The sequence below is a fragment of the Mesorhizobium sp. WSM4809 genome (assembly GCF_055811655.1).
The window spans coordinates 558,614-576,398 of sequence record NZ_JBVVQW010000003.1; the positions used below are offsets into that span (position 1 = coordinate 558,614).

The window sequence follows — 17,785 nt, forward strand, 5'->3', positions numbered from 1 at the left end:
AGTGCCACCTCGGCTTACAGTTCGCGAGATCATTCGCCTGCTGGAGGCCGACGGCTGGTATCTGGTTGCAACCAAGGGCAGCCATCGCCAATATAAGCATGAAGTCAAAGCCGGCCGCGTCACCGTGGCTGGCAAGCCGTCTGAAGAGGTTGCGCCAGGAACACTGAACAGCATCCTAAAGCAGTCAGGTTTGAAGGAGTGATGACATGCGTTACGCAGTGGTGATTGAAAAAGCAGGAAGTAATTTCTCTGCCTATGTGCCGGACCTACCCGGCTGCATCGCGACAGGTGCCACTGTGCCTGAAGTGGAAACCGAGATTCGCGACGCAATACGCTTTCACATCGAAGGTTTGCGAGCCGATGGCCTGAATGTGCCCAAGGGTGTCAGCCTCGCGGAATACATAGAGGCATAAAATTCCTGCAATCGGGATTCTCGGCATCTACCCCGCCGGCAACACCCGCAGCGTCTGCTCGTCAACGGCTCGTCCTGCCCCACGAATAGCAGCTTGCGCCCCGTACCCGCCGGCACCTCGAAATACTGGATCCGTCAGGCATTTCGCCCCAGTCGCCGCACGGTGGCTCCGGGATTTCATCGAGGCTTGCTACCGCTTTCAGCTTTTTCGCATAGGCGGCGTCGCGGCTAAATGTGTAGCGTCTGACGGCGGCAGGCGCGGCGCCCTCGGTGTAAGGCGTCGGATTCAATAACTTGTTTGCATCTGGCCATGCCTTCGGCCTGCCCAGATCAAAGCCTCTCAGCATGCCATCTCAGATGGTCGTCCATGAAACTGGAGATGAAAAGATACGAGTGATCGTATCCATCCTGCATCCGCAGCTTTAGCGGAATACCTGCTTTGGCGCAGGCCGCTTCAAGCAGCCAAGGCCTCAGCCCGTCGTCAAGAAATCCGTCCGACGTTCCCTGATCCACCAAAAATTCGGGGAAACGGTATCCGTCGTCGATGAGCGACGTCGCGTCGCAGGTTCGCCACGAAGGCTCATCCTTGCCCAGATACTTCTCAAAGGCCGGTTTCGACCAGCCGGCGGTGCTTGGCTGGGCGATCGGGGCGAACGCCGAGCAGCTCTTGAAACGCTGCGGATTCTTCAAGGCAATCGTCAGCGCGCCATGCCCGCCCATCGAATGGCCGGAGATAGCCTGGCGCGCCATATCGGCTGGAAATTCAGCCGCGATGAGAGCCGGCAACTCCTCGGTCACATAGGAATACATGCGATAGTTCTTCGCATAAGGTTCTTGCGTCGCATCGAGATAGAAGCCGGCGCCGGAGCCGAACTGCCAGTTGTCTTTTTCATCCGGAATGTCGGCCCCGCGCGGGCTGGTGTCGGGACAAACGACGATCAGGCCAAGCTCGGCGGCCATGCGCCTGTACTCGCCCTTGTCCATTACATTGGCGTGGGTGCACGTCAGGCCTGAGAGATACCACACAACGGGACAAGGCGCCTCCCGCGCCTGCGGAGGTATGAAAACGGCAAAAGTCATGTCGCAACGGCAACTCGTCGACAAATGGGAATAGACGCCCTGCACGCCGCCATGGGCCTTCGTTTGAGAGATGATTTTCATGTGTTCTCCACGTTGCGGGTCGGATGACGGTCGGCCCCACCACTGCCACCCAGCGGCAAGCACTTGCGTCCTGCCATCCTATGGTTCCTGTGTCGACGGATCTCAGCGCGGAAAAAGAACCTCGCCCATTCCGAGCACTGCGTTATCCCCGCCATATTTGCGCGGTGCGCTCCCCAGAAGCGGCCGTTTCAAAATGCCCTCGGCGATCAGATGACGATCGATGATGGCAGCGAAAACGCTCTCGGGCGCGCCACATTCGACGAAGCTCGGGGACGTGCGTGCCGGCGCGCGATCGAGAAGGATCGAACCGCGACGCATCAAATAGCCGGGCATCTCGCCGGTGCCACCGGCCACCACCAGGGTGCCGGCGATCATGCGGCTGCCGGCAAGGTCGCCGGAGCCTTTCAGCACCGCTATCAGGCCGCGCCGCATGCGGTCCGCCGCGAAGGCGCCCGCCTTGCCCCTGACGATCAACACACCGCCGTTCATGCCGGCCAGTTCCCCGACGAGCGGCGCACCGAGGTGGTCGCCGGCATTGCCTGTTATCTCAAGCCTGCCGCCGCGCATGCCGGAACCGGCGTATGGACCCGCATTGCCTTCGATCGTGAGCTTGCCACCGCGCATGGCGCGCCCGGCCTGGGCGCCCGCATTGCCAACGAGGCGAACCGACCCACCCCGCATGCCTTGCGCCACAAGGTCAAGGCGCGTGCTTCCGCCTTCGAACACGATGTTTGTCGGATCGCTGCCGGCGACGCGAAAAATGTCGCCCACCTTCGATCCGTGTTTCGACATGCCGATCTGGATTCTTTCGACGTCGCGCCTTTCGATCCCGGCCAGCCGCTCCGGCGTCAGCGGCGATAGGTCAAGGCGCTCCGGCGGCTCGGCAACCAGGGTGAAGGTCAGCGCCTTCATGGCAGCATATCCTTCAGCGAGTAGATGAATTTTCCGAGCTTGCCGCCGTAATTGCCGGCGCTGATCCGAACCGCGCCTCTTTTCGGGCCGAGTTCTATGACAGCCTTGATGCCTGCCTTCATCGCGGCGGCAACTGCATCATTGGTTTCACCATCGATGACGATTTCCAGGACGGCGTTGATGTCGGGACCGAGCTCACTCGCGACGACGCCGCGCAGCGTTGGCGCGTAGGCTTCGTTGGCCGAAGCGATCATGCCTTTGTATTTGCCACCTATCTTGGAACCCGAACGGGCAATGCCGCCCGGAAACGGCACGATGGCGCCAGGCACCATGCCGATCGCAGCGACCGCGGCCTCGGCAGCGGCCAAAGCGTTGGCGCTGTTTTGCGCCATGACAAAGAAATTGCCGCCACCGACAGCTTCCTTCGTCAGTCCGGTCGTTGCTTCGCACAGGAACTCGCCATCCATGACGGGAATACGCCAGAAATGCCTGTCGCCGATCTTCTTGGAGATTTGCCAGCCGTCGCCGAAATAACGCAGCGCCGAACCGAGCTTGAGCTCGGCGCTGCCTTGCAGCCCGGCAAAGCAGGCGGAACCCGGCGAGGTCAAAACGCACTGGCCGACACGATTGAGCAGTTGCTTCTGCAATTCGTCCGTCCCCATCGCGAAAATCATGACGCGACAGCCGGGCCGGCCATCCGGTGTGGCCGATGGCGGCAGGTCGAGATCGATTGCCGCTTCGCAGCCGCAACCGATCACCGAGGTGGCGAAACCGGTCATCGTGATCGCCGCCTGGCGAGCCCATTTCCGGCTCGGCGCGGTGATGACGATGGCGGTCGCGCGCATGCCGAAGGCTTCGGCGAAGGTATCGTCGATCGTTACCCCATTGACGCTCATGTTCGGCATGGCACCTCGCCGAATGGCTGTTCGCGCGCAATCGCGGAATCCGGAAAATTGAACCAGTCCAGCGACAGGCCGTAGCGCTGCTGGTGATAGTCCTCGAGCCGTCGCACCATTGCCTTGTCGACAGGCGGCTTGAGCCTCAATGCCTTGCCCCAGCGGTAATGGATGATTTCCCCGTCTTGCACGACGAGATCGCCATCCTTGAAAACATACGCCGCTTGTCCGAGCATTTTCGCGATACTGCGGTCCCTGCGATAGACAGCGATGTCGGCTGTTGCACCGGCGCCGAGATGGCCTCGATCCGTCAAGCCAAGCAGCTTGGCCGGCGCCGCGCGCGTCATGATGGCGATTTCCTCGAACGTGTATTCGCGGTCGATTGCGGCCAGGGTAGAGAGCGCCAGGGCGGATCGTGAAAGTCCAGCGGTCATTTCGGCGCGCGCTTCCCGGCTCATCAGCAGTTCGAACAGCGCCGGATAAGCCGTAAAAGGTGCACCGTTGGGATGATCGGTGGTGAAGAACACACGCCAGGGATCGTCGATCAGGAGAAAAAGCTCGAGCCCGATCGCCCACTGCATCGTGCCGTAGAAGTCCTTGCCATAGCTGTAGGGCACGATGCCGCCGCCATTGCCGTCACCATCATGAATGACGGTCTTTTTCGGGTGCGCGCTGCCACGCGCCGAAAACTGCCGCATGACGTCGGAGGAGACCGTGACCGTCTGGCCGAACATGACCTGGCCGATATCGATGGTGACTTCCGGCGTCGCGTTGACCAGTTCGGCAAGCCGTGCGGCGGCAGAGGAAAACCCACGTTTTCCTTCCGTGCCATAGCCATAGAACTGGAGGTGGGCGAGATGCAGCGGCAGCCCATCCGCCGCTGCGATCGTCGCAGCCGCCGTATTCGCCGATCCGGGGCTGCCCAGATTGTTGCAATGGACATGCAGGGGATGCGGCAGGCCAAGACTGTCGACGGCGGCCTGCAGCGTCTTGACGATCTTGCGCGAACTGACGCCATAGGAAGGCACGACATCGTCCAGCGAGAAGGTGCGGACGTTCTCCTTGAAGGCGGCCGCCGCACCGGCGTTGATCACCTTGACCCCAAGCGCTCGCGTCGAAGCGACCGTCCAGGCGACATAGTCCTCGATCATCGTGGAGGGGGCGTCATCGCGGATCATCGACAGAAGGAAATCGTCATTGCCGAGAATGGCAAGGGTTGCTTTGTCGATGATCGGGATGTCAGCCAGTTCGAGATGCGTGTGAAGCGCCGCTCCCGGCGACATCGCCGGCTCGACCACCGTCGTAAAGCCCATCTTTGCGTAGAGGCAGCCCGTCTGGAACGTCGACCAGCCGGCATTGGAGAGCGGCGTCGTTGCTGGCCTCAGCTGATGGGCGGCATGCTGTTCGGGCAAGAGCAGCCGCGCGGTGTTCACATTGCCGCCACCGATGTGGGAGTGGATGTCGATGGCGCCAGCCATCACGATGCAGCCGCTGGCTTCTATGGTCCGGTCGGCCGCCCCTCCCGCCGGCGCCGGGACGATCTTGTCGTCCTTGATCCAGAGGTCGCCTTTGCCGAGACGGCCGTTGACGGGATCGATGATGTCGCCGCCGGCGATTTTCGTCAGCATGGCAGTGGCTCGGCGAAAGCGTGGGTAGCGATCAGGCGGATGATCGTCGCGGCGGAGGGCAATTGCGAGGCCGCTTGCGCCTCGGTCGACCTGAGCGAGCCCGTGCGGCTGGAATAGACAACCGCATCGTGATCAAGCCCAGCCTCGCCGATGGCGATGGTGACTGCGGCACCGGCAACCGGCTCTTGCGTTTTCGTCAACGCAATCAGTGCCATGCGGCGCTTTTTTTCCTTCGGTTGGGCCGTTGCGGCGGAGATCCGCAGGTGCAGGTCGGCTTCGCCGGCAGCGATCATGCGCGCCACATCGCAGCGCCAGGGATCGAATTCCGGGAAGCCGCGCGCAAAGCCGGTGCGCAGCGGAAAACCTGTCATCCAGGCCGAGGCGAGCGTGCTACCCCAGCCGTTTTCGTTCGCCGGCAGATGAAGGCCGGATGCGCGCGAGTTGCGATTGAGATCGGCGATCAGTCCTTGCAGCATCTCCAATGCCAGGCCTTCGGCGGCGTGGCCTGAAAACAGGAACACGGGAAAACGCGCGGCCGCCAGAGCTTTGGCGAAATCATTGAAATTCGACACCGGTTGCGATGTACGCCGCCCTTTGTACTGTGCTCTCAGTGCCGCCAGCGTGGCGGCGAGGCTAGCTTGGCCACAGGAAAGTCGCGTTGCCTCGCGCCCGCCGTTCAGCGGCGGCACAGACATCCCGTTCGGGCCTACCACGAAGAACGCGCGCTGGTTCACGGTCGAGAGGTCGGGAACCGTCCCGGCGAGTTCGCCAACAAGACCATGATGGATCCGCGGGAGCTCGCCCACGATCACCACGACATCGGCACGCCGGCGCGTCTCTCCGGGGGCGACGGTCATTGCCCCCTTGTCCGTAAAAAGCGCAGTCTCCCGGGCAAGTGCCGCGCCATCGGCATGGTCGTATGCCGCGCCAGCCCTCTCAGCCAGCGCGATCGCCGCCCTCGTGCCGTCTATATCCGTATCAAAGCTGAAAACCGGGCACCGACTTGACGACAGTAGCGACGCGGCATGCGCAGCCGCGCGCTCAATCAGCGCTTCCCGGTTGCCGATCCAAGCAACCGCCATTCGCTAAACTACTTTCTGGTGCCGCCACGATCCTAGACGAAACTGGATTGGCCGTGAACCCCACCTCGCAGCGGATCAGCGAATGTTTTCATACGCTATCAACAAATTCCGACCCTGCTTAGTCATATTTGACGTAAGCGAAGCGTTGATCGGTCAGCGGAGTGCCCTCCAGCGCCCCGCCTTCCTTGGCCGGCTGCCACTGGACAACATCCTCAATCTTTTTCGCCAACTCGAAATCCTTGTCGGTAATGCCTTTCGCCGCGTGGTTCATCAGGCGCACCTCGACCCAGGCATAGGAGGCGGTGATATCGGGATGGTGCCACGCCGCCTCGGCGAGATGGCCAACCGTGTTGATGACCATCAGCGTCGATTTCCAGCTGTGGGTCTTGTATTTGCGCCGGATCCAGCCGTTTTCGTAGCGCCATTTTGGCAGCTCCTTCTCAAGCCGCTCGGCGATCTCGGCTTCCGAATAGACCTTTTCCTTGACTGTCTCGTTCATCTCGACCTCCGCGAATTGCTCGGTCTGTCTACACGCCGGAGCCGGCAAACACCTGGATGCATTCTCTTTGGCTTGCTCCATCGACGAAAACAGTTATCATGGTACCGGGCACCTAAACTTCCATGATGCATCCATGATGCACCCATCGGGGGGCAGATGTCGAATTCTGTTACCATACGAGTGCCCGCTCGCCTGCACCTTGGCTTCCTTGATCTTAATGGCGATGCCGGACGGCGGTTCGGCAGCGTCGGGCTTCCATTGAGCGAACCCGAAACCGTCGTCACCCTGTCGCGATCCGGCGAGACCATCGTCGAAGGCTCCGAGAGCACCCGCGCCAGCGAGCATCTGTCGACGCTCTGCAAGCATCTCGGCATTCGCGGCCAGCACCATCTGGTGGTCGAGCAGTCGATCCCCAGTCATGCGGGTCTGGGGTCCGGCACGCAGATCGCCCTTGCCGTCGCCTCGGCGTTGCGCACTCTCCATAATTTGCCTCTGGATATCGCCGGCGACGCGAGCCTGCTCGAGCGGGGCGGCCGGTCCGGCATCGGCATCGCAAGTTTCGAAGATGGCGGCGTCATAGTCGACGCCGGCAAGAACGACCGCGGCGGAACGCCTCCGGTCGTCGCGCGGCTGCCGTTTCCGGAAGAGTGGCGCGTCATCCTCATCCTCGACCATTCCGGGCATGGACTGCATGGCGCTGCCGAGGTCGAGGCGTTTCGTTCGCTGCCGCCATTCCCAATGGCAGGCAGTGGGGAGATCTGCCGGAGGGTGCTGATGGGCATTATGCCGGCTTTGGTCGAGCGGGACCTTCCGGCATTCGGCGCCGCCGTCACCGCGATACAGATGCTGATCGGCAGCCATTTCGCCCCGGCGCAGGGCGGCGTGTTCACCTCGAAGCGGGTCGAGATGGCGGCCCACCGTCTCAATGAAGCAGGCGCCGTCGGCATCGGCCAGAGCTCCTGGGGGCCGACAGGCTTTGCCTTCGCGCCATCACATGACGCCGCACTCAAGTTCGTCGACGCGGTTCGGAAGACGACAATTGAGGACGGCCTTGAGATCAAGATCGTCAAGGGCAGGAACTCCGGCGCGAAGATCAGCTCAACCAGGCTGAATCTCGTCGGCAGCTGACGCTCCCGTTTCAGGCAGAAAGGCAAGAAATGGCCCGCAAACACATCCTGCACATGCTGACACCGTTGAAGCAGATGAGCCCCTTCGACGTGAACATGGCGCTCGACGCAGGTTTCGACGCCGTCGTCCCCTATGTTGATGTAAGCCTCGCCGAAGTGACAGGCTTGGTCCAGGACGCGATCTTTTCGCGCCCCCCGGATGCGGGTGTCGACACCGGCATCTTCATCGCCGGGAAGGACGCCTCGTTGGCGCTCGACATGTTCGACGCCGCGAAGAAGGCGATGGTGCCGCCTTTCCAGGTTTCGGTGTTTGCCGATCCGGCCGGCTCGTTCACCACGGCCGCGGCGATGGTGGCCAAGGTCGAAAAGGCGCTGGAGAAGAAATTGCAGCGTGCGCTCAGGGATACGAGGGTAGCTGTTTTCGGTGCCACCGGCGTCGTCGGCTTCTGCACCGCCGTCATCGCGGCAGGGGAAGGTGCCCGGGTCACACTTGTCGGCCATGACGGCATCGAGAGGGTCAAGCAGATCGCGGCCGAGATCGAAAGCAGATTCAACATCATCGTCGATGCCGCTGACGGATCGAGCGACGCACGCAAGACAAAGCTGGTCGAGGCAAACGAAATTATCCTGGCTTGCGCCAAAGCTGGCGTCCAGGTGGTCTCCAAAGCCCAATTGCAAGGCAATGACCTGCTTATTGCGGCCGACGTCAATGCCGTTCCCCCGGCCGGTATCGAAGGATTGGCCGTCAATGCCAATGGTGATCCACTCGAAGCGGCAAAAGCTGTCGGCATTGGTCCGCTTGCCATTGGCAATGTCAAATATAAGGTCGAATTCGGTCTCTTCAAAAGAATGATCGAATCCGAAAAGACGATCACGCTCGATTTTCAGGAAGCGTTTTCCCTTGCACGCGAGATTGCCAAGTAACGCCGGATCTCTCTTGATCGCGGCAATTTCAGGCCGGGCGCTGGCCGCCGCCGCGCGCCGCGCCGGCTATCGTCCGCTGGTTGCCGATTTCTTTTGCGATACGGACACCGTCGCGCTCGCAGGACGCGCGACGATGCTGCCGGGCGACCTGCAGAGGGGCATCGACGGCGAGCGCATCGTCGACACGCTTCGGCGATTGGCTGGCGACGACCTGCCGGTCGCCATTATCCTGGGCTCAGGGTTTGAGCGGATGCCTGAGACCGTGGAGGAGATCGCGCGACACTTTCCGCTCGCAGGCAACGGCGGCGCCGCGATCCGCAGGATCAAGGATCCGCAGTTGCTGGCCGATGATTGCGCCGAACTTGGCATCCCGCATCCGCAATTGCGATGGGACCAGCCGCCTGATCCGGAGAACTGGGTGGTCAAGACCGCGGGCGGCGCCGGCGGCGGGCACGTCAGACGAGCAGCCGGAGAAAGCCCGACCGCCGGCCGCTACTTCCAGCGCTTCGTTTCCGGACGCAGCATCTCGGCCCTGTTCGTCGGCAACGGGCAAACCGCGCACGTCGTGGGCTTCAGCCAACAATGGACGTCCCCCTCCCCGACAGCGCCCTATCGCTACGGGGGCGCCGTGCGGTTGAGCCGCTTCGATCGCAGACAGGCGGCGGTGATCGGCGGTTGGCTCTCAAGTCTGACGCGGCGCGCCGGCCTGATTGGATTGTGCAGCGCCGATCTCATCCGCGGGCCGGACGGCTACAAGTTCATCGAGATCAATCCGAGGCCGGGCGCCACCCTCGACATTTTCGACGATGTCGACGCGCCATTGATCGAAGCGCATCTGCGCGCCGCGACGGGTCAGGTCTTCCGCTTGCCGCGCTTCGTCGATTCGATGGCGTCGATGGTGACTTACGCCGCGACGCCAATCACTCACTTTCCGTCGATCGCCTGGCCTGAATGGACAGCGGACCAGCAGTCGGCTGGCACCCGTCTGATTGCCGGCGACCCTGTCTGCACGGTCTTCGCGCGCGGGCCGAGCGCCCAATCGACCAAGCGACTCATCAAGGGACAAGCCAGTCAATTGCAACTCCAATGGGAAGGAGACCGGACATGAAAGACGGTTCGGCATTCCTGAACGACAATGCACAGCGCATCGTTGACGGCATGATCGGCGACGCCGAACGCCTGCGCATCGTCGTTTCCAGGGGGCCATTGGGCGAGCGCCTGATCGATGCCGGCGCCAAGACCGTAGGCAGCGTCGAAGCCGGGCTGCGCATGGCTGAGGCCGCGATGGGCGGTCTCGGCAGCGTTTCTGTGTTCATGGATCGCGCGTCACAGCAATGGCCGTTCACTGTCGAAGCGCGATCTTCGCAGCCGGTGCTAGCCTGCCTGGGCAGCCAATATGCGGGCTGGAACCTGTCTGGCCAGGACTATTTCGCGATGGGATCTGGGCCGGCGCGCGCCCTCGCCCGGGTCGAACCGCTGTTCGAAACACTTTCCTATCGCGACATCGCATCGTCCGCGGTGCTTATCCTTGAGACGGCCGAACCGCCTCCCCGCGCGATCGTTGAGAAAGTGGGCAAGGCAACTGGACTGGCGACGGAAAAGCTCACCTTCCTCTATGCGCCGACACAAAGTCTTGCCGGCAGCGTGCAGATCGTTGCGCGCGCGCTCGAGGTTGCCCTGCACAAGATCAACGATCTCAAATTCCCGCTGGAGAACGTTGTCGACGGCATCGGAACGGCTCCGATCCCCGCCCCCCATCCGGATTTCCTGACCGCCATGGGCCGAACCAACGATGCCATCATCTATGGCGGCAGCGTCCAACTCTTCGTGAAAGGATCGGCGAAAGAAGCTGGCAAACTCGCGGAAAAACTTCCCAGCAGCGCCTCACGGGACTATGGCCAACCCTTCGCCGAGATCTTCACGCGGTTCAAGGGCGATTTCTATGCCATCGACCCGCTGCTGTTCAGCCCGGCCGAAGTGATCGTGACAGCGATCGAAACCGGCGATACGTTTCGCGCCGGTCGGCGTGATCTGGAAATGCTCGAACGGAGTCTCGGCTAAGAGGATGGCGGTGCAAAGGGATTCGTCCGTCATTCGCCTGCCCGACGACTGCATTTCGTGCAGCCCTGCCGCGGACGCGGCCATGGGGGCGCGGAATCGCTCGCGCCTCCGTTCCCGTACCCGAGGCGCCACATGATCCCTCGCATCCTGATCGTCAGCGACAAGGTGGACACCGGCTCCAACGGCCTGGCGGCAGGGCTTGGTCGGCGGGGCGCCGCCGTTGCAGCCGTGCCGCTGGCAGCGATCGCATTCGACACCAGCAGCCCGAGCGGACTTTCGATCCCCGGCTTCGGCGGCACGCTGCCCGACGCCGTGCTCGTCCGTTCGATCGCCGCCGGATCGTTCGAAGCGATTACCCGGCGCCTCGGCATGCTGCACGCGTTAAGCAGACTGTCGGTTCCCGTGTGGAATTCCGCGCAGGCGATCGAGCGCTGCGTCGACAAGTCGATGACGACATTCCTCTTGAAAAATGCCGGCCTGCCTACGCCACGCACCTTTGCCGTGGAAGGCCTTGCCGTCGCCGAGGAGATCGCGGCGCAAGAACTTCCGCGGGGGCCGCTGGTGCTGAAACCCTTGTTCGGCGCGCAGGGCCGCGGGATAAAGCTGATCCGCACGCTCTCGGACCTGCCGGCTGCAGAAGAGGTGAACAGCGTCTACTACCTTCAGCAATATGTGTCGCGTGCCGGTCCGCCTTTCCGGGATTTTCGCGTCTTTGTCTGCGCCGGCGAGACCGTGGCGATGATGAGCCGCATCAGCGACCACTGGATCACGAACGTCAACCGGGGCGGCGTGCCGGAACAGATTTCCGATCATGGCAAGGCGGAACTGGCCTCGCTGGCTGTCGCTGCGTCAGCCGCGGTCGGCGCGGATTTTGCCGGCGTGGACATCGTGCGGGCTGACGACGGCAATCTGTTCATACTCGAAGTGAACAGCATGCCCGCCTGGTCGGGATTGCAATCGGTGGTCGCCGTGAATATCGCCGAGGCAATCGCCGATGCCTTGCTGAAACTCCTGGCCGACCGTGCCGAAGCGGCCGCCGCGCCGCGGCCCTACCGTTTTGCCGCGCCTGCGAATTCGTGAGGGCCGGTAGGATGGCGCTGTCGCGTGAACGCCTCCGGGCCAGCTACAAGGATGCCTGCAGGATGGAGATCGAAGCCCTCAAACCGGGCAACGTCCATCTGTTCGCCGACGGACACGGAATGTCCGCCGCCCAGTTCATGATGAGTGCGGAGGTTTCTTCCGGGCCGCTGACCGATCCTCGTCTGCCGGTCGGACAGCGCATGCTGGAGGCGGTGCGCGCTACACGACTGGCGGTCGCAACCAATACCAATCTCGGAATCATCCTTCTGGCAGGGCCACTGATATGCGCCGCCGAAATGGGCGGTGACAGACTGCAGGACAATCTCGACTCGCTGCTTCGGGCTTTGAGCGTGCAGGATACCAAGGCGGTATTCGAGACGATCGTCACGGCCGCGCCAGGCGGCCTGGGAGAAGCCGCCAACGATGTGCGGCAGGAGCCGAAGGTTCATTTGCTGGACGCGATGCGCGAGGCCGCCGACCGCGACATGATCGCCCGCCAGTACGGCAGCTGTTTCGGCGACGTGTTCGGGGTCGGGCTCGCCGCGATGGATGGAGCGTTGGCACGTGGAGAAACCGGCATGTGGCCGACGGTATTCGTCTACATGGCGTTTCTCGCCGGCTTCCCCGACAGCCATGTGATGCGCAAGCACGGCGTTGACGTCGCAAATCAAGCGCGGCAGGAAGCCGTTGCCGTCCAGGCGGCGCTCCATGCCGAGGGCGACGAGCCGTCGCGCATTCGCCTGCTCATGGAGTTCGACCGCCGGCTGAAGGCCGACAACATCAATCCCGGCACCTCGGCCGACCTCACCGTGGCTACTCTTTTAGTCCACACCCTCGCCCTCACCTTGCATAATCGCGGCGTTGGTGCTTGACTTCCAAAAGCGGAAGCTGTGCTTCCGCGGCTATCTAGCCAACCGGTCCGGGCAAATCCGGACGCTGCCAACAAGGATAGCTGTCCATCGAGCGCCTGCTCGGTTGCAGCGTCCGTGGACATCATAATTGTGTCTTGGAGGAAATTGGCATGGCAAAAATATCAAAGGTTATGGTCGGTGAATCGCTGGTGGGAGACGGCAACGAGGTCGCGCATGTCGACCTGCTCATCGGCCCGCGGGGGAGCGCGGTCGAAACGGCATTCTGCAACGCGCTTACCAACAACAAGGACGGCTTTACTTCGCTTTTGGCGGTGATCGCGCCCAATCTTCAATGCAAACCCAACACCGTGATGTTCAACAAGGTCACGATCAAGGGCGCCAAGCAGGCGGTCCAGATGTTCGGCCCGGCGCAGCACGCCGTGGCAAAGGCCGTGCAGGACAGCGTTGCGGACGGGACCATTCCGGCCAACGAAGCGGACGACGTGTTCATCTGCGTCGGGGTGTTCATCCATTGGGACGCGGCGGACGACGCCAAGATCCAGAAATACAATTACGAGGCGACAAAGGAAGCTATCCAGCGCGCCGTTGCAGGAACCCCGACCGCCGCCGACGCAACGGCCCAGCGCGACAAGGTCAAGCATCCGTTCGCAGCGTAGACAAGAGACAGCCCCGCACAGGAAAAACCCTCTTCTGAGACGGATGGTCTGTTGCGCCGGCTGAAAAAAGTTCTGGGCTTTTGAAACGTCACCTCCCGAAGGGCGCACGTCCTTCGGGAGTCGACGAGCAACGATGATCAGGCGCCGAGTGATGCGAGGCGGCCGGGTGTGAGCGTAGCGTTGTGCAATGAGGTTGCTACTAGCGCCGCGGCGACACCCATTGCGGACAAGGCGCCGATGTCGGTCTCATCTCGGACGCCGCCAGCCGCGATGACAGTGCGATTTCCGGCCTTGGCCTTGACCTCCTGCAACCGCCGGAAGTCAGGGCCGGCGGCGGCACCGACCTTGGCCAGCGTCATGACAATCACCTTTTGCGGCCAAAGCTCGGGCTCTTCGAGAAGAGAACGCGGTCCGCAAAAACTATCGCCGATGAAATCAAGGGACAGGATGAGATCGGGATGATCGCGAAAACGCCGCAGCAACATGTCGTCCCGCTGCGATTCAGAGCCAAGAACAGGAGACAGGGAGCGTTCGGCAAGAGCCGCCAAAAGTGTCTTTTCGTCGGCCACGCCGGCATCGACCCAAAGTTCCGGCGGCTCCGCCATCGTCCTCAACCGGGCGAGTGCGTCGCTGTTTGGCGTTCCGCCTTCGATAGCGTCCAGATCTGCGATGTAGAAGGTCGAAAAAGGATAAAGCCCACGCAGTCCTTCAGCGACCGCGACGACATCAGGACTTCGGCTGAGCGGCGTAACGATCGGCCTGTAGCGATCGCGTTTTCCCTGCTGGGCGCGAACCACCACGCCGTCCTTCAGGTCGAGAACCGGAATAATACGCAACGCTTTTCTCACCGACCAATTGCCCCCGTCATGAAAGCTTGAAGCGTGGAAAAAAGAAAGGGCATCATTGCCGGTTTCGACATTGGCGGCGCGCATCTGAAGGTGACCCGCGCACAAGACGGTCGCATCGTCGAGGCGGTAACGATCGCAACGCCGCTCTGGCAAGGCCTGCACAAGCTGGCTTCAGCCCTCGACGAAACGGCTCCGATCTACGGGGGTGCGGATCTCAACGCATTCACCATGACAGGCGAACTGTCGGACATCTTTCCGTCCCGCGATGTCGGCGTAGCGGCTCTGCTGGGTCAGATTTCCACCCATTTCCCCACAGACAAAAAGCTGGTCTATGCCGGACCATCCGGTTTCGTCGGGGTCGAGCAGGCAGCGCAGTTAGGCGCCGATGTGGCTTCCGCCAATTGGCACGCGACAGCCTTGTTGGTGGCAAAACTCGCCGGCGATGCCCTGTTCATCGACATGGGCTCCACCACCACCGATATCATTGCCATCAAGAACGGCGCCGTGGCCAATGACGGCTACACCGATGCCGGACGGCTTCTAACCGGCGAATTGGTCTATACCGGCTTTACCAGGACATTCCTGTTCGGCGTAGCCTCGTCGGCTCCCGTCCATGGCAGGCTAACGCCGCTGATGAATGAGTATTTCGCCTCGATCGCCGACGCGCATCGCATCCTGGGCGTGCTCGACGAGGACGACGACAGGCACCCTCCCGCCGACGGCAAGGAAAAGACCGTGGACGGCTCGATCGCGAGGCTGGCGCGCATGGTGGGGCGCGACGCCACTGACCTGACCCCGCCGGAATGGGGTGAAGTCGCGCGCTGGTTCAGCGAGCAGCAACTGCGCAAAGTGCACGATGCAGCGTCTCTGGTTGCCGGGACCTTGCCGCGGGATGTCCCGATCGTCGGGGCCGGAATCGGTCGCTGGCAGATCAGGCGACTGGCCGAACGCATGGAACGCAGCTACGTCGATTTCGCCGACATCATCCCCGCCGATGACACCGTTCGCGGGCAAGCGAGCAGCGCGGCCCCCGCGTCCGCGGTAGCGCTTTTGGCGGGATATCCGTTGTAAGCAGGGTGCGGCGCTCGGCCTAACCCCGCGCGTCCTCGCTCCGGGAATCTTTGGCGGTCAAGTGATCGCTGACACGCTGCATCAGCCAGCCCCAGGCTTCCTTTTCACCGTCGCCTGCCGTCTTTTCGATGGCGATCGAAAGGTAGGCGATTTCCGCCTCGATCTTGTCGCGCGGCAGCATGCCGAGCCGGCTGACCAGGATGGCCAGCTCAAGCACCGCCGCCTTGGCTCGATTGAGGCCGGTGAACGGCGCAAGCGCTTCCTCCCGCACCACGCGGCAGAAATGGCGGGGGCGCACGCCATTGTCATCGACCGCCTGGACTTGGAGACCCGAATACGCCAGCGACGCCTCGAGCCTCGGGACCGGAAACCCGTCAACCGGAACGGTTGGCCAGTGCTTGCGGCCTGTCAGGCAGCCGGCAAAGACACGCACGTCGTCGGTATAATTGGCGATGGCGAACGGCACTTCGGCGAGATTGTCGAGCGTGACCGACGGCCGGAAGGGCGCAATCACCCAGCCGTCATTCTCGGCGATAATGCCGATCGGCGCGATGTGGACGTTGCCTGCCTTGTTGACCGTCGTGATGATCGATTCGCGAATGTAGGGCATGGTCCTAGCGCTCCTTCCTTGCGCGGAGCGTCTGGCCCGGCTCGGCAAGACGGGTACGGTCGGTTTCAGGAGCCGGCGCGGCAACGCCCCATGCGAGCGGTTCGTCCTGCACATAACGCTTGCCGAGGCGCCACGCGATCTCCGCTTTCATCAGTTCCGCGCCGAGATAAAAAGCGTGTGCGCCATCGGCGTTGACGTCCAGCCCGGCAAAAAGTTCGAACGCATCCGTGGCAACCGCATGCCCTTTGCTATTGAAAACATGGATGCCGTCCTCCGCTACCGCGATCCGGAAGTTGGCGTCGCGCACCTGGGCCGCCAATGCCTCGATATCGTCGGTTGAGGCTGTGAAAGGCTTGCGATCGTGGACCTGCAACAGGCCTGGGTGATAGCCGCGCGGCAACGCGCCGTCCGTGCAAGCAGCCAACATGACGCGGCGGGCGATATCGTGCTCCTCGATCGTCCGCACCGTGTGTGGGCTGACATGCACCGCCAGCACGTTTCGGATCCGGAGTTCCGAGCAGAGTCCCGCTAGAACGGCCGTAACACCGGAACTGTCCGCGTCGGTCAATTCGGTGAGATTGCCGGTACCCATCAGCAATTCGGCGTCCGGCCAGCGGCGCCGCGCCTCGATGAAGCGCCCGAGTGAAACGGCGAAGCCGAAATGGATCGGGTCGAGCACGGGATCGGCAATGAAGGCAACGCCGGCCTTTTGAGCGGCTTCGATGGCCCGGCCGAGCGAATCCAGATCGCCGGGCGTGGACGGTATCAACACTGCCGTAGCCCTATGGTCGAAGATCAACGGCAGCGTGTTCTCATCGAGGCTGAGAAGATAGTCCGCGCCGGCGCGTGCCCCGATCGTCAGTTCGTCCACGCTGGCCGAATCGACGCTGACCATAAATCCCCGTGCCTTGAGCGCTCGCACAGCCTCCGGCAGCAATGGAAACGGCGTCTCCGGCAGGCAGCCCAGATCGATGACATCGGCGCCGGCCGCGGCCAACATCGAGGCCCTCGCCATCAGCGCCTCGACCGGCAGCATCGGCGCATCGACGATCTCGGCGAAGATGCGCATATCGTGGCGCGTCAGATCCGGCGGTTTGCCCGCCCGGCCAAGGAAGGCCGGCAGGTCAGCGATCTCGTCGGGGCCGCGCACAAAGGGCACGCCGAAATGCTCCGACAGGTGCTCGATGTTTCCCCGATAGCGTCCGGGCAGGATGACGCGGCCGACGTCTCCTGTCAGAGTGAGGCGACGCTTCACAATTTCCTCGCTCATCAGCGCGGCGACCTTGACGCCGACGTCGACGATTTCCCACGCGAATGCGGTTCTGCCCAGCCCGGCCAGCAGCCGTTCCAGCCGCGCCTTGGCCAGATGGCCGGTAAGAAAAACCAGCCGCTCAGCCATCGCTTGCGAGTTCGGCCCGGCGCCGTGTGAGCGAGGCTTCGAGATCAGCGAGCGATTCGACCACCTGGGTCCGCTCGAAACTCTTCAACTGCTTGGTATTTTCCAGGTCGATCCTGCGCGGATAGACCTTGACCAGCCCGTGCGGTGCCTGGGTCTCGAGTTCCGGCGCGGTGTCGCAAGCAAAGACGATGGCTGGCACACGGCACTTTCCGGCTTGGGCAAAGACATTGGTGGCGAGCGTGTCGGAAATGCCATGCACGCATTTGGCGACCGTGTTGGACGTGGCCGGCGCCACCACGACCGTGTGATAGACACCGTGGTAGAATTCGCCGACAGGGATCGCACTCGCGGTCTTGTCGTGCAGCACGCGCGTCGTCTCCGGGAAATCAAGTTTGAGCTTGTACATGCGCAACACTTCGTTGGCAGCCTTCGACACGAAGACATCGCAATGTTCGAGTTGGCGAACAAGTGCGAAGCTCTCCGTAAAGAAATGCCCGGAACCCGTCAAAACCCATGCCCAGCGCGGCACATGCAGCTTCACCATCGG

The 17,785-nt window shown here is 62.4% G+C and carries 20 protein-coding genes; 10 read left to right on the forward strand and 10 right to left on the reverse strand.

Going from position 1 to position 17,785, the window contains the following annotated elements; genetic code table 11:
* The first annotated feature begins 1 nt into the window (after nucleotide 1).
* Both AC0L24_RS10800 and AC0L24_RS10805 read left to right on the forward strand, forming a co-directional pair.
* The gene (locus AC0L24_RS10800; protein WP_013532021.1) at nucleotides 2-202 is read left to right on the forward strand and encodes a type II toxin-antitoxin system HicA family toxin; all 201 of its coding nucleotides are present in this window, start codon (nucleotides 2-4) and stop codon (nucleotides 200-202) included.
* A 4-nt stretch (nucleotides 203-206) separates the two neighbouring features.
* Nucleotides 207-413 carry a type II toxin-antitoxin system HicB family antitoxin gene (locus AC0L24_RS10805; protein ID WP_127810590.1) on the forward strand — a complete coding sequence of 69 codons (207 nt, stop codon included), beginning with the start codon at nucleotides 207-209 and terminating at the stop codon, nucleotides 411-413.
* Nucleotides 414-742: 329 nt separating this feature from the next.
* Here the strand turns inward: AC0L24_RS10805 and fghA are convergent, their stop codons facing one another.
* The 6 genes from fghA to AC0L24_RS10835 all read right to left on the reverse strand — a co-directional run bounded on the left by fghA (nucleotide 743) and on the right by AC0L24_RS10835 (nucleotide 6,590).
* The gene (fghA, locus tag AC0L24_RS10810; RefSeq protein ID WP_127810591.1) at nucleotides 743-1,573 is read right to left on the reverse strand and encodes an S-formylglutathione hydrolase; all 831 of its coding nucleotides are present in this window, start codon (nucleotides 1,571-1,573) and stop codon (nucleotides 743-745) included.
* A 102-nt stretch (nucleotides 1,574-1,675) separates the two neighbouring features.
* The gene (locus AC0L24_RS10815; RefSeq protein WP_127810592.1) at nucleotides 1,676-2,485 is read right to left on the reverse strand and encodes a formylmethanofuran dehydrogenase subunit C; all 810 of its coding nucleotides are present in this window, start codon (nucleotides 2,483-2,485) and stop codon (nucleotides 1,676-1,678) included.
* Nucleotides 2,482-3,390, reverse strand: a complete 909-nt coding sequence (fhcD, locus tag AC0L24_RS10820) for a formylmethanofuran--tetrahydromethanopterin N-formyltransferase (protein ID WP_127810593.1) — start codon at nucleotides 3,388-3,390, stop codon at nucleotides 2,482-2,484. The genes AC0L24_RS10815 and fhcD overlap by 4 nt, the downstream gene beginning before the upstream one ends.
* On the reverse strand, nucleotides 3,378-5,009 hold the full coding sequence (locus AC0L24_RS10825; RefSeq protein WP_127810594.1) for a formylmethanofuran dehydrogenase subunit A: 1,632 nt from the start codon (nucleotides 5,007-5,009) through the stop codon (nucleotides 3,378-3,380). The genes fhcD and AC0L24_RS10825 overlap by 13 nt, the downstream gene beginning before the upstream one ends.
* Nucleotides 5,003-5,866 carry a molybdopterin-binding domain-containing protein gene (locus AC0L24_RS10830; RefSeq protein ID WP_245270310.1) on the reverse strand — a complete coding sequence of 288 codons (864 nt, stop codon included), beginning with the start codon at nucleotides 5,864-5,866 and terminating at the stop codon, nucleotides 5,003-5,005. The genes AC0L24_RS10825 and AC0L24_RS10830 overlap by 7 nt, the downstream gene beginning before the upstream one ends.
* Before the next feature lie 343 nt (nucleotides 5,867-6,209).
* Nucleotides 6,210-6,590, reverse strand: coding sequence for a 4a-hydroxytetrahydrobiopterin dehydratase (locus tag AC0L24_RS10835; RefSeq protein ID WP_027036898.1), 381 nt, complete (start codon nucleotides 6,588-6,590; stop codon nucleotides 6,210-6,212).
* Between the two features lie 156 nt (nucleotides 6,591-6,746).
* On the opposite strand from AC0L24_RS10835, the gene AC0L24_RS10840 reads away from it, so the two are divergent.
* The 7 genes from AC0L24_RS10840 (at nucleotide 6,747) to fae (ending at nucleotide 13,310) form a co-directional block, all read left to right on the forward strand.
* Entirely contained in the window at nucleotides 6,747-7,718 is a 972-nt protein-coding gene (locus AC0L24_RS10840) for a beta-ribofuranosylaminobenzene 5'-phosphate synthase family protein (protein WP_127397427.1), read from the forward strand.
* Nucleotides 7,719-7,747: 29 nt separating this feature from the next.
* On the forward strand, nucleotides 7,748-8,641 hold the full coding sequence (locus tag AC0L24_RS10845) for an NAD(P)-dependent methylenetetrahydromethanopterin dehydrogenase (RefSeq protein ID WP_127397428.1): 894 nt from the start codon (nucleotides 7,748-7,750) through the stop codon (nucleotides 8,639-8,641).
* 13 nt (nucleotides 8,642-8,654) lie between these two features.
* The gene (locus AC0L24_RS10850) at nucleotides 8,655-9,749 is read left to right on the forward strand and encodes an ATP-grasp domain-containing protein (RefSeq protein ID WP_473563699.1); all 1,095 of its coding nucleotides are present in this window, start codon (nucleotides 8,655-8,657) and stop codon (nucleotides 9,747-9,749) included.
* Nucleotides 9,746-10,702: a methenyltetrahydromethanopterin cyclohydrolase gene (gene mch / locus AC0L24_RS10855; RefSeq protein WP_127327523.1), complete on the forward strand. Its 957-nt coding sequence runs from the start codon at nucleotides 9,746-9,748 to the stop codon at nucleotides 10,700-10,702. The genes AC0L24_RS10850 and mch overlap by 4 nt, the downstream gene beginning before the upstream one ends.
* Nucleotides 10,703-10,834: 132 nt before the next feature.
* Nucleotides 10,835-11,782, forward strand: a complete 948-nt coding sequence (locus AC0L24_RS10860; RefSeq protein WP_128363768.1) for an ATP-grasp domain-containing protein — start codon at nucleotides 10,835-10,837, stop codon at nucleotides 11,780-11,782.
* Nucleotides 11,783-11,793: 11 nt separating this feature from the next.
* On the forward strand, nucleotides 11,794-12,654 hold the full coding sequence (locus AC0L24_RS10865; RefSeq protein ID WP_127810597.1) for a triphosphoribosyl-dephospho-CoA synthase: 861 nt from the start codon (nucleotides 11,794-11,796) through the stop codon (nucleotides 12,652-12,654).
* 149 nt (nucleotides 12,655-12,803) lie between these two features.
* Nucleotides 12,804-13,310, forward strand: a complete 507-nt coding sequence (gene fae, locus AC0L24_RS10870) for a formaldehyde-activating enzyme (protein WP_127810598.1) — start codon at nucleotides 12,804-12,806, stop codon at nucleotides 13,308-13,310.
* Between the two features lie 137 nt (nucleotides 13,311-13,447).
* Here the strand turns inward: fae and AC0L24_RS10875 are convergent, their stop codons facing one another.
* Nucleotides 13,448-14,242: a HisA/HisF-related TIM barrel protein gene (locus AC0L24_RS10875; protein ID WP_245481741.1), complete on the reverse strand. Its 795-nt coding sequence runs from the start codon at nucleotides 14,240-14,242 to the stop codon at nucleotides 13,448-13,450.
* On the opposite strand from AC0L24_RS10875, the gene AC0L24_RS10880 reads away from it, so the two are divergent.
* The gene (locus AC0L24_RS10880) at nucleotides 14,192-15,229 is read left to right on the forward strand and encodes a hydantoinase/oxoprolinase family protein (protein ID WP_127810599.1); all 1,038 of its coding nucleotides are present in this window, start codon (nucleotides 14,192-14,194) and stop codon (nucleotides 15,227-15,229) included. The two genes, AC0L24_RS10875 and AC0L24_RS10880, sit on opposite strands and share 51 nt — an antisense overlap.
* Nucleotides 15,230-15,248: 19 nt before the next feature.
* Here AC0L24_RS10880 and AC0L24_RS10885 read toward each other — a convergent pair whose 3' ends face one another.
* Genes AC0L24_RS10885 through AC0L24_RS10895 form a run of 3 tightly spaced genes read right to left on the reverse strand, consistent with a single transcriptional unit; the run spans nucleotide 15,249 to nucleotide 17,782 of the window.
* Nucleotides 15,249-15,839, reverse strand: a complete 591-nt coding sequence (locus tag AC0L24_RS10885; RefSeq protein ID WP_127810600.1) for a DUF447 domain-containing protein — start codon at nucleotides 15,837-15,839, stop codon at nucleotides 15,249-15,251.
* 4 nt (nucleotides 15,840-15,843) lie between these two features.
* Entirely contained in the window at nucleotides 15,844-17,238 is a 1,395-nt protein-coding gene (locus tag AC0L24_RS10890; RefSeq protein WP_127810601.1) for a DUF6513 domain-containing protein, read from the reverse strand.
* Entirely contained in the window at nucleotides 17,231-17,782 is a 552-nt protein-coding gene (locus AC0L24_RS10895; RefSeq protein ID WP_127268111.1) for a flavoprotein, read from the reverse strand. Before AC0L24_RS10895 ends, AC0L24_RS10890 begins: the two co-directional genes overlap by 8 nt.
* Between the last annotated feature and the right edge of the window lie 3 nt (nucleotides 17,783-17,785).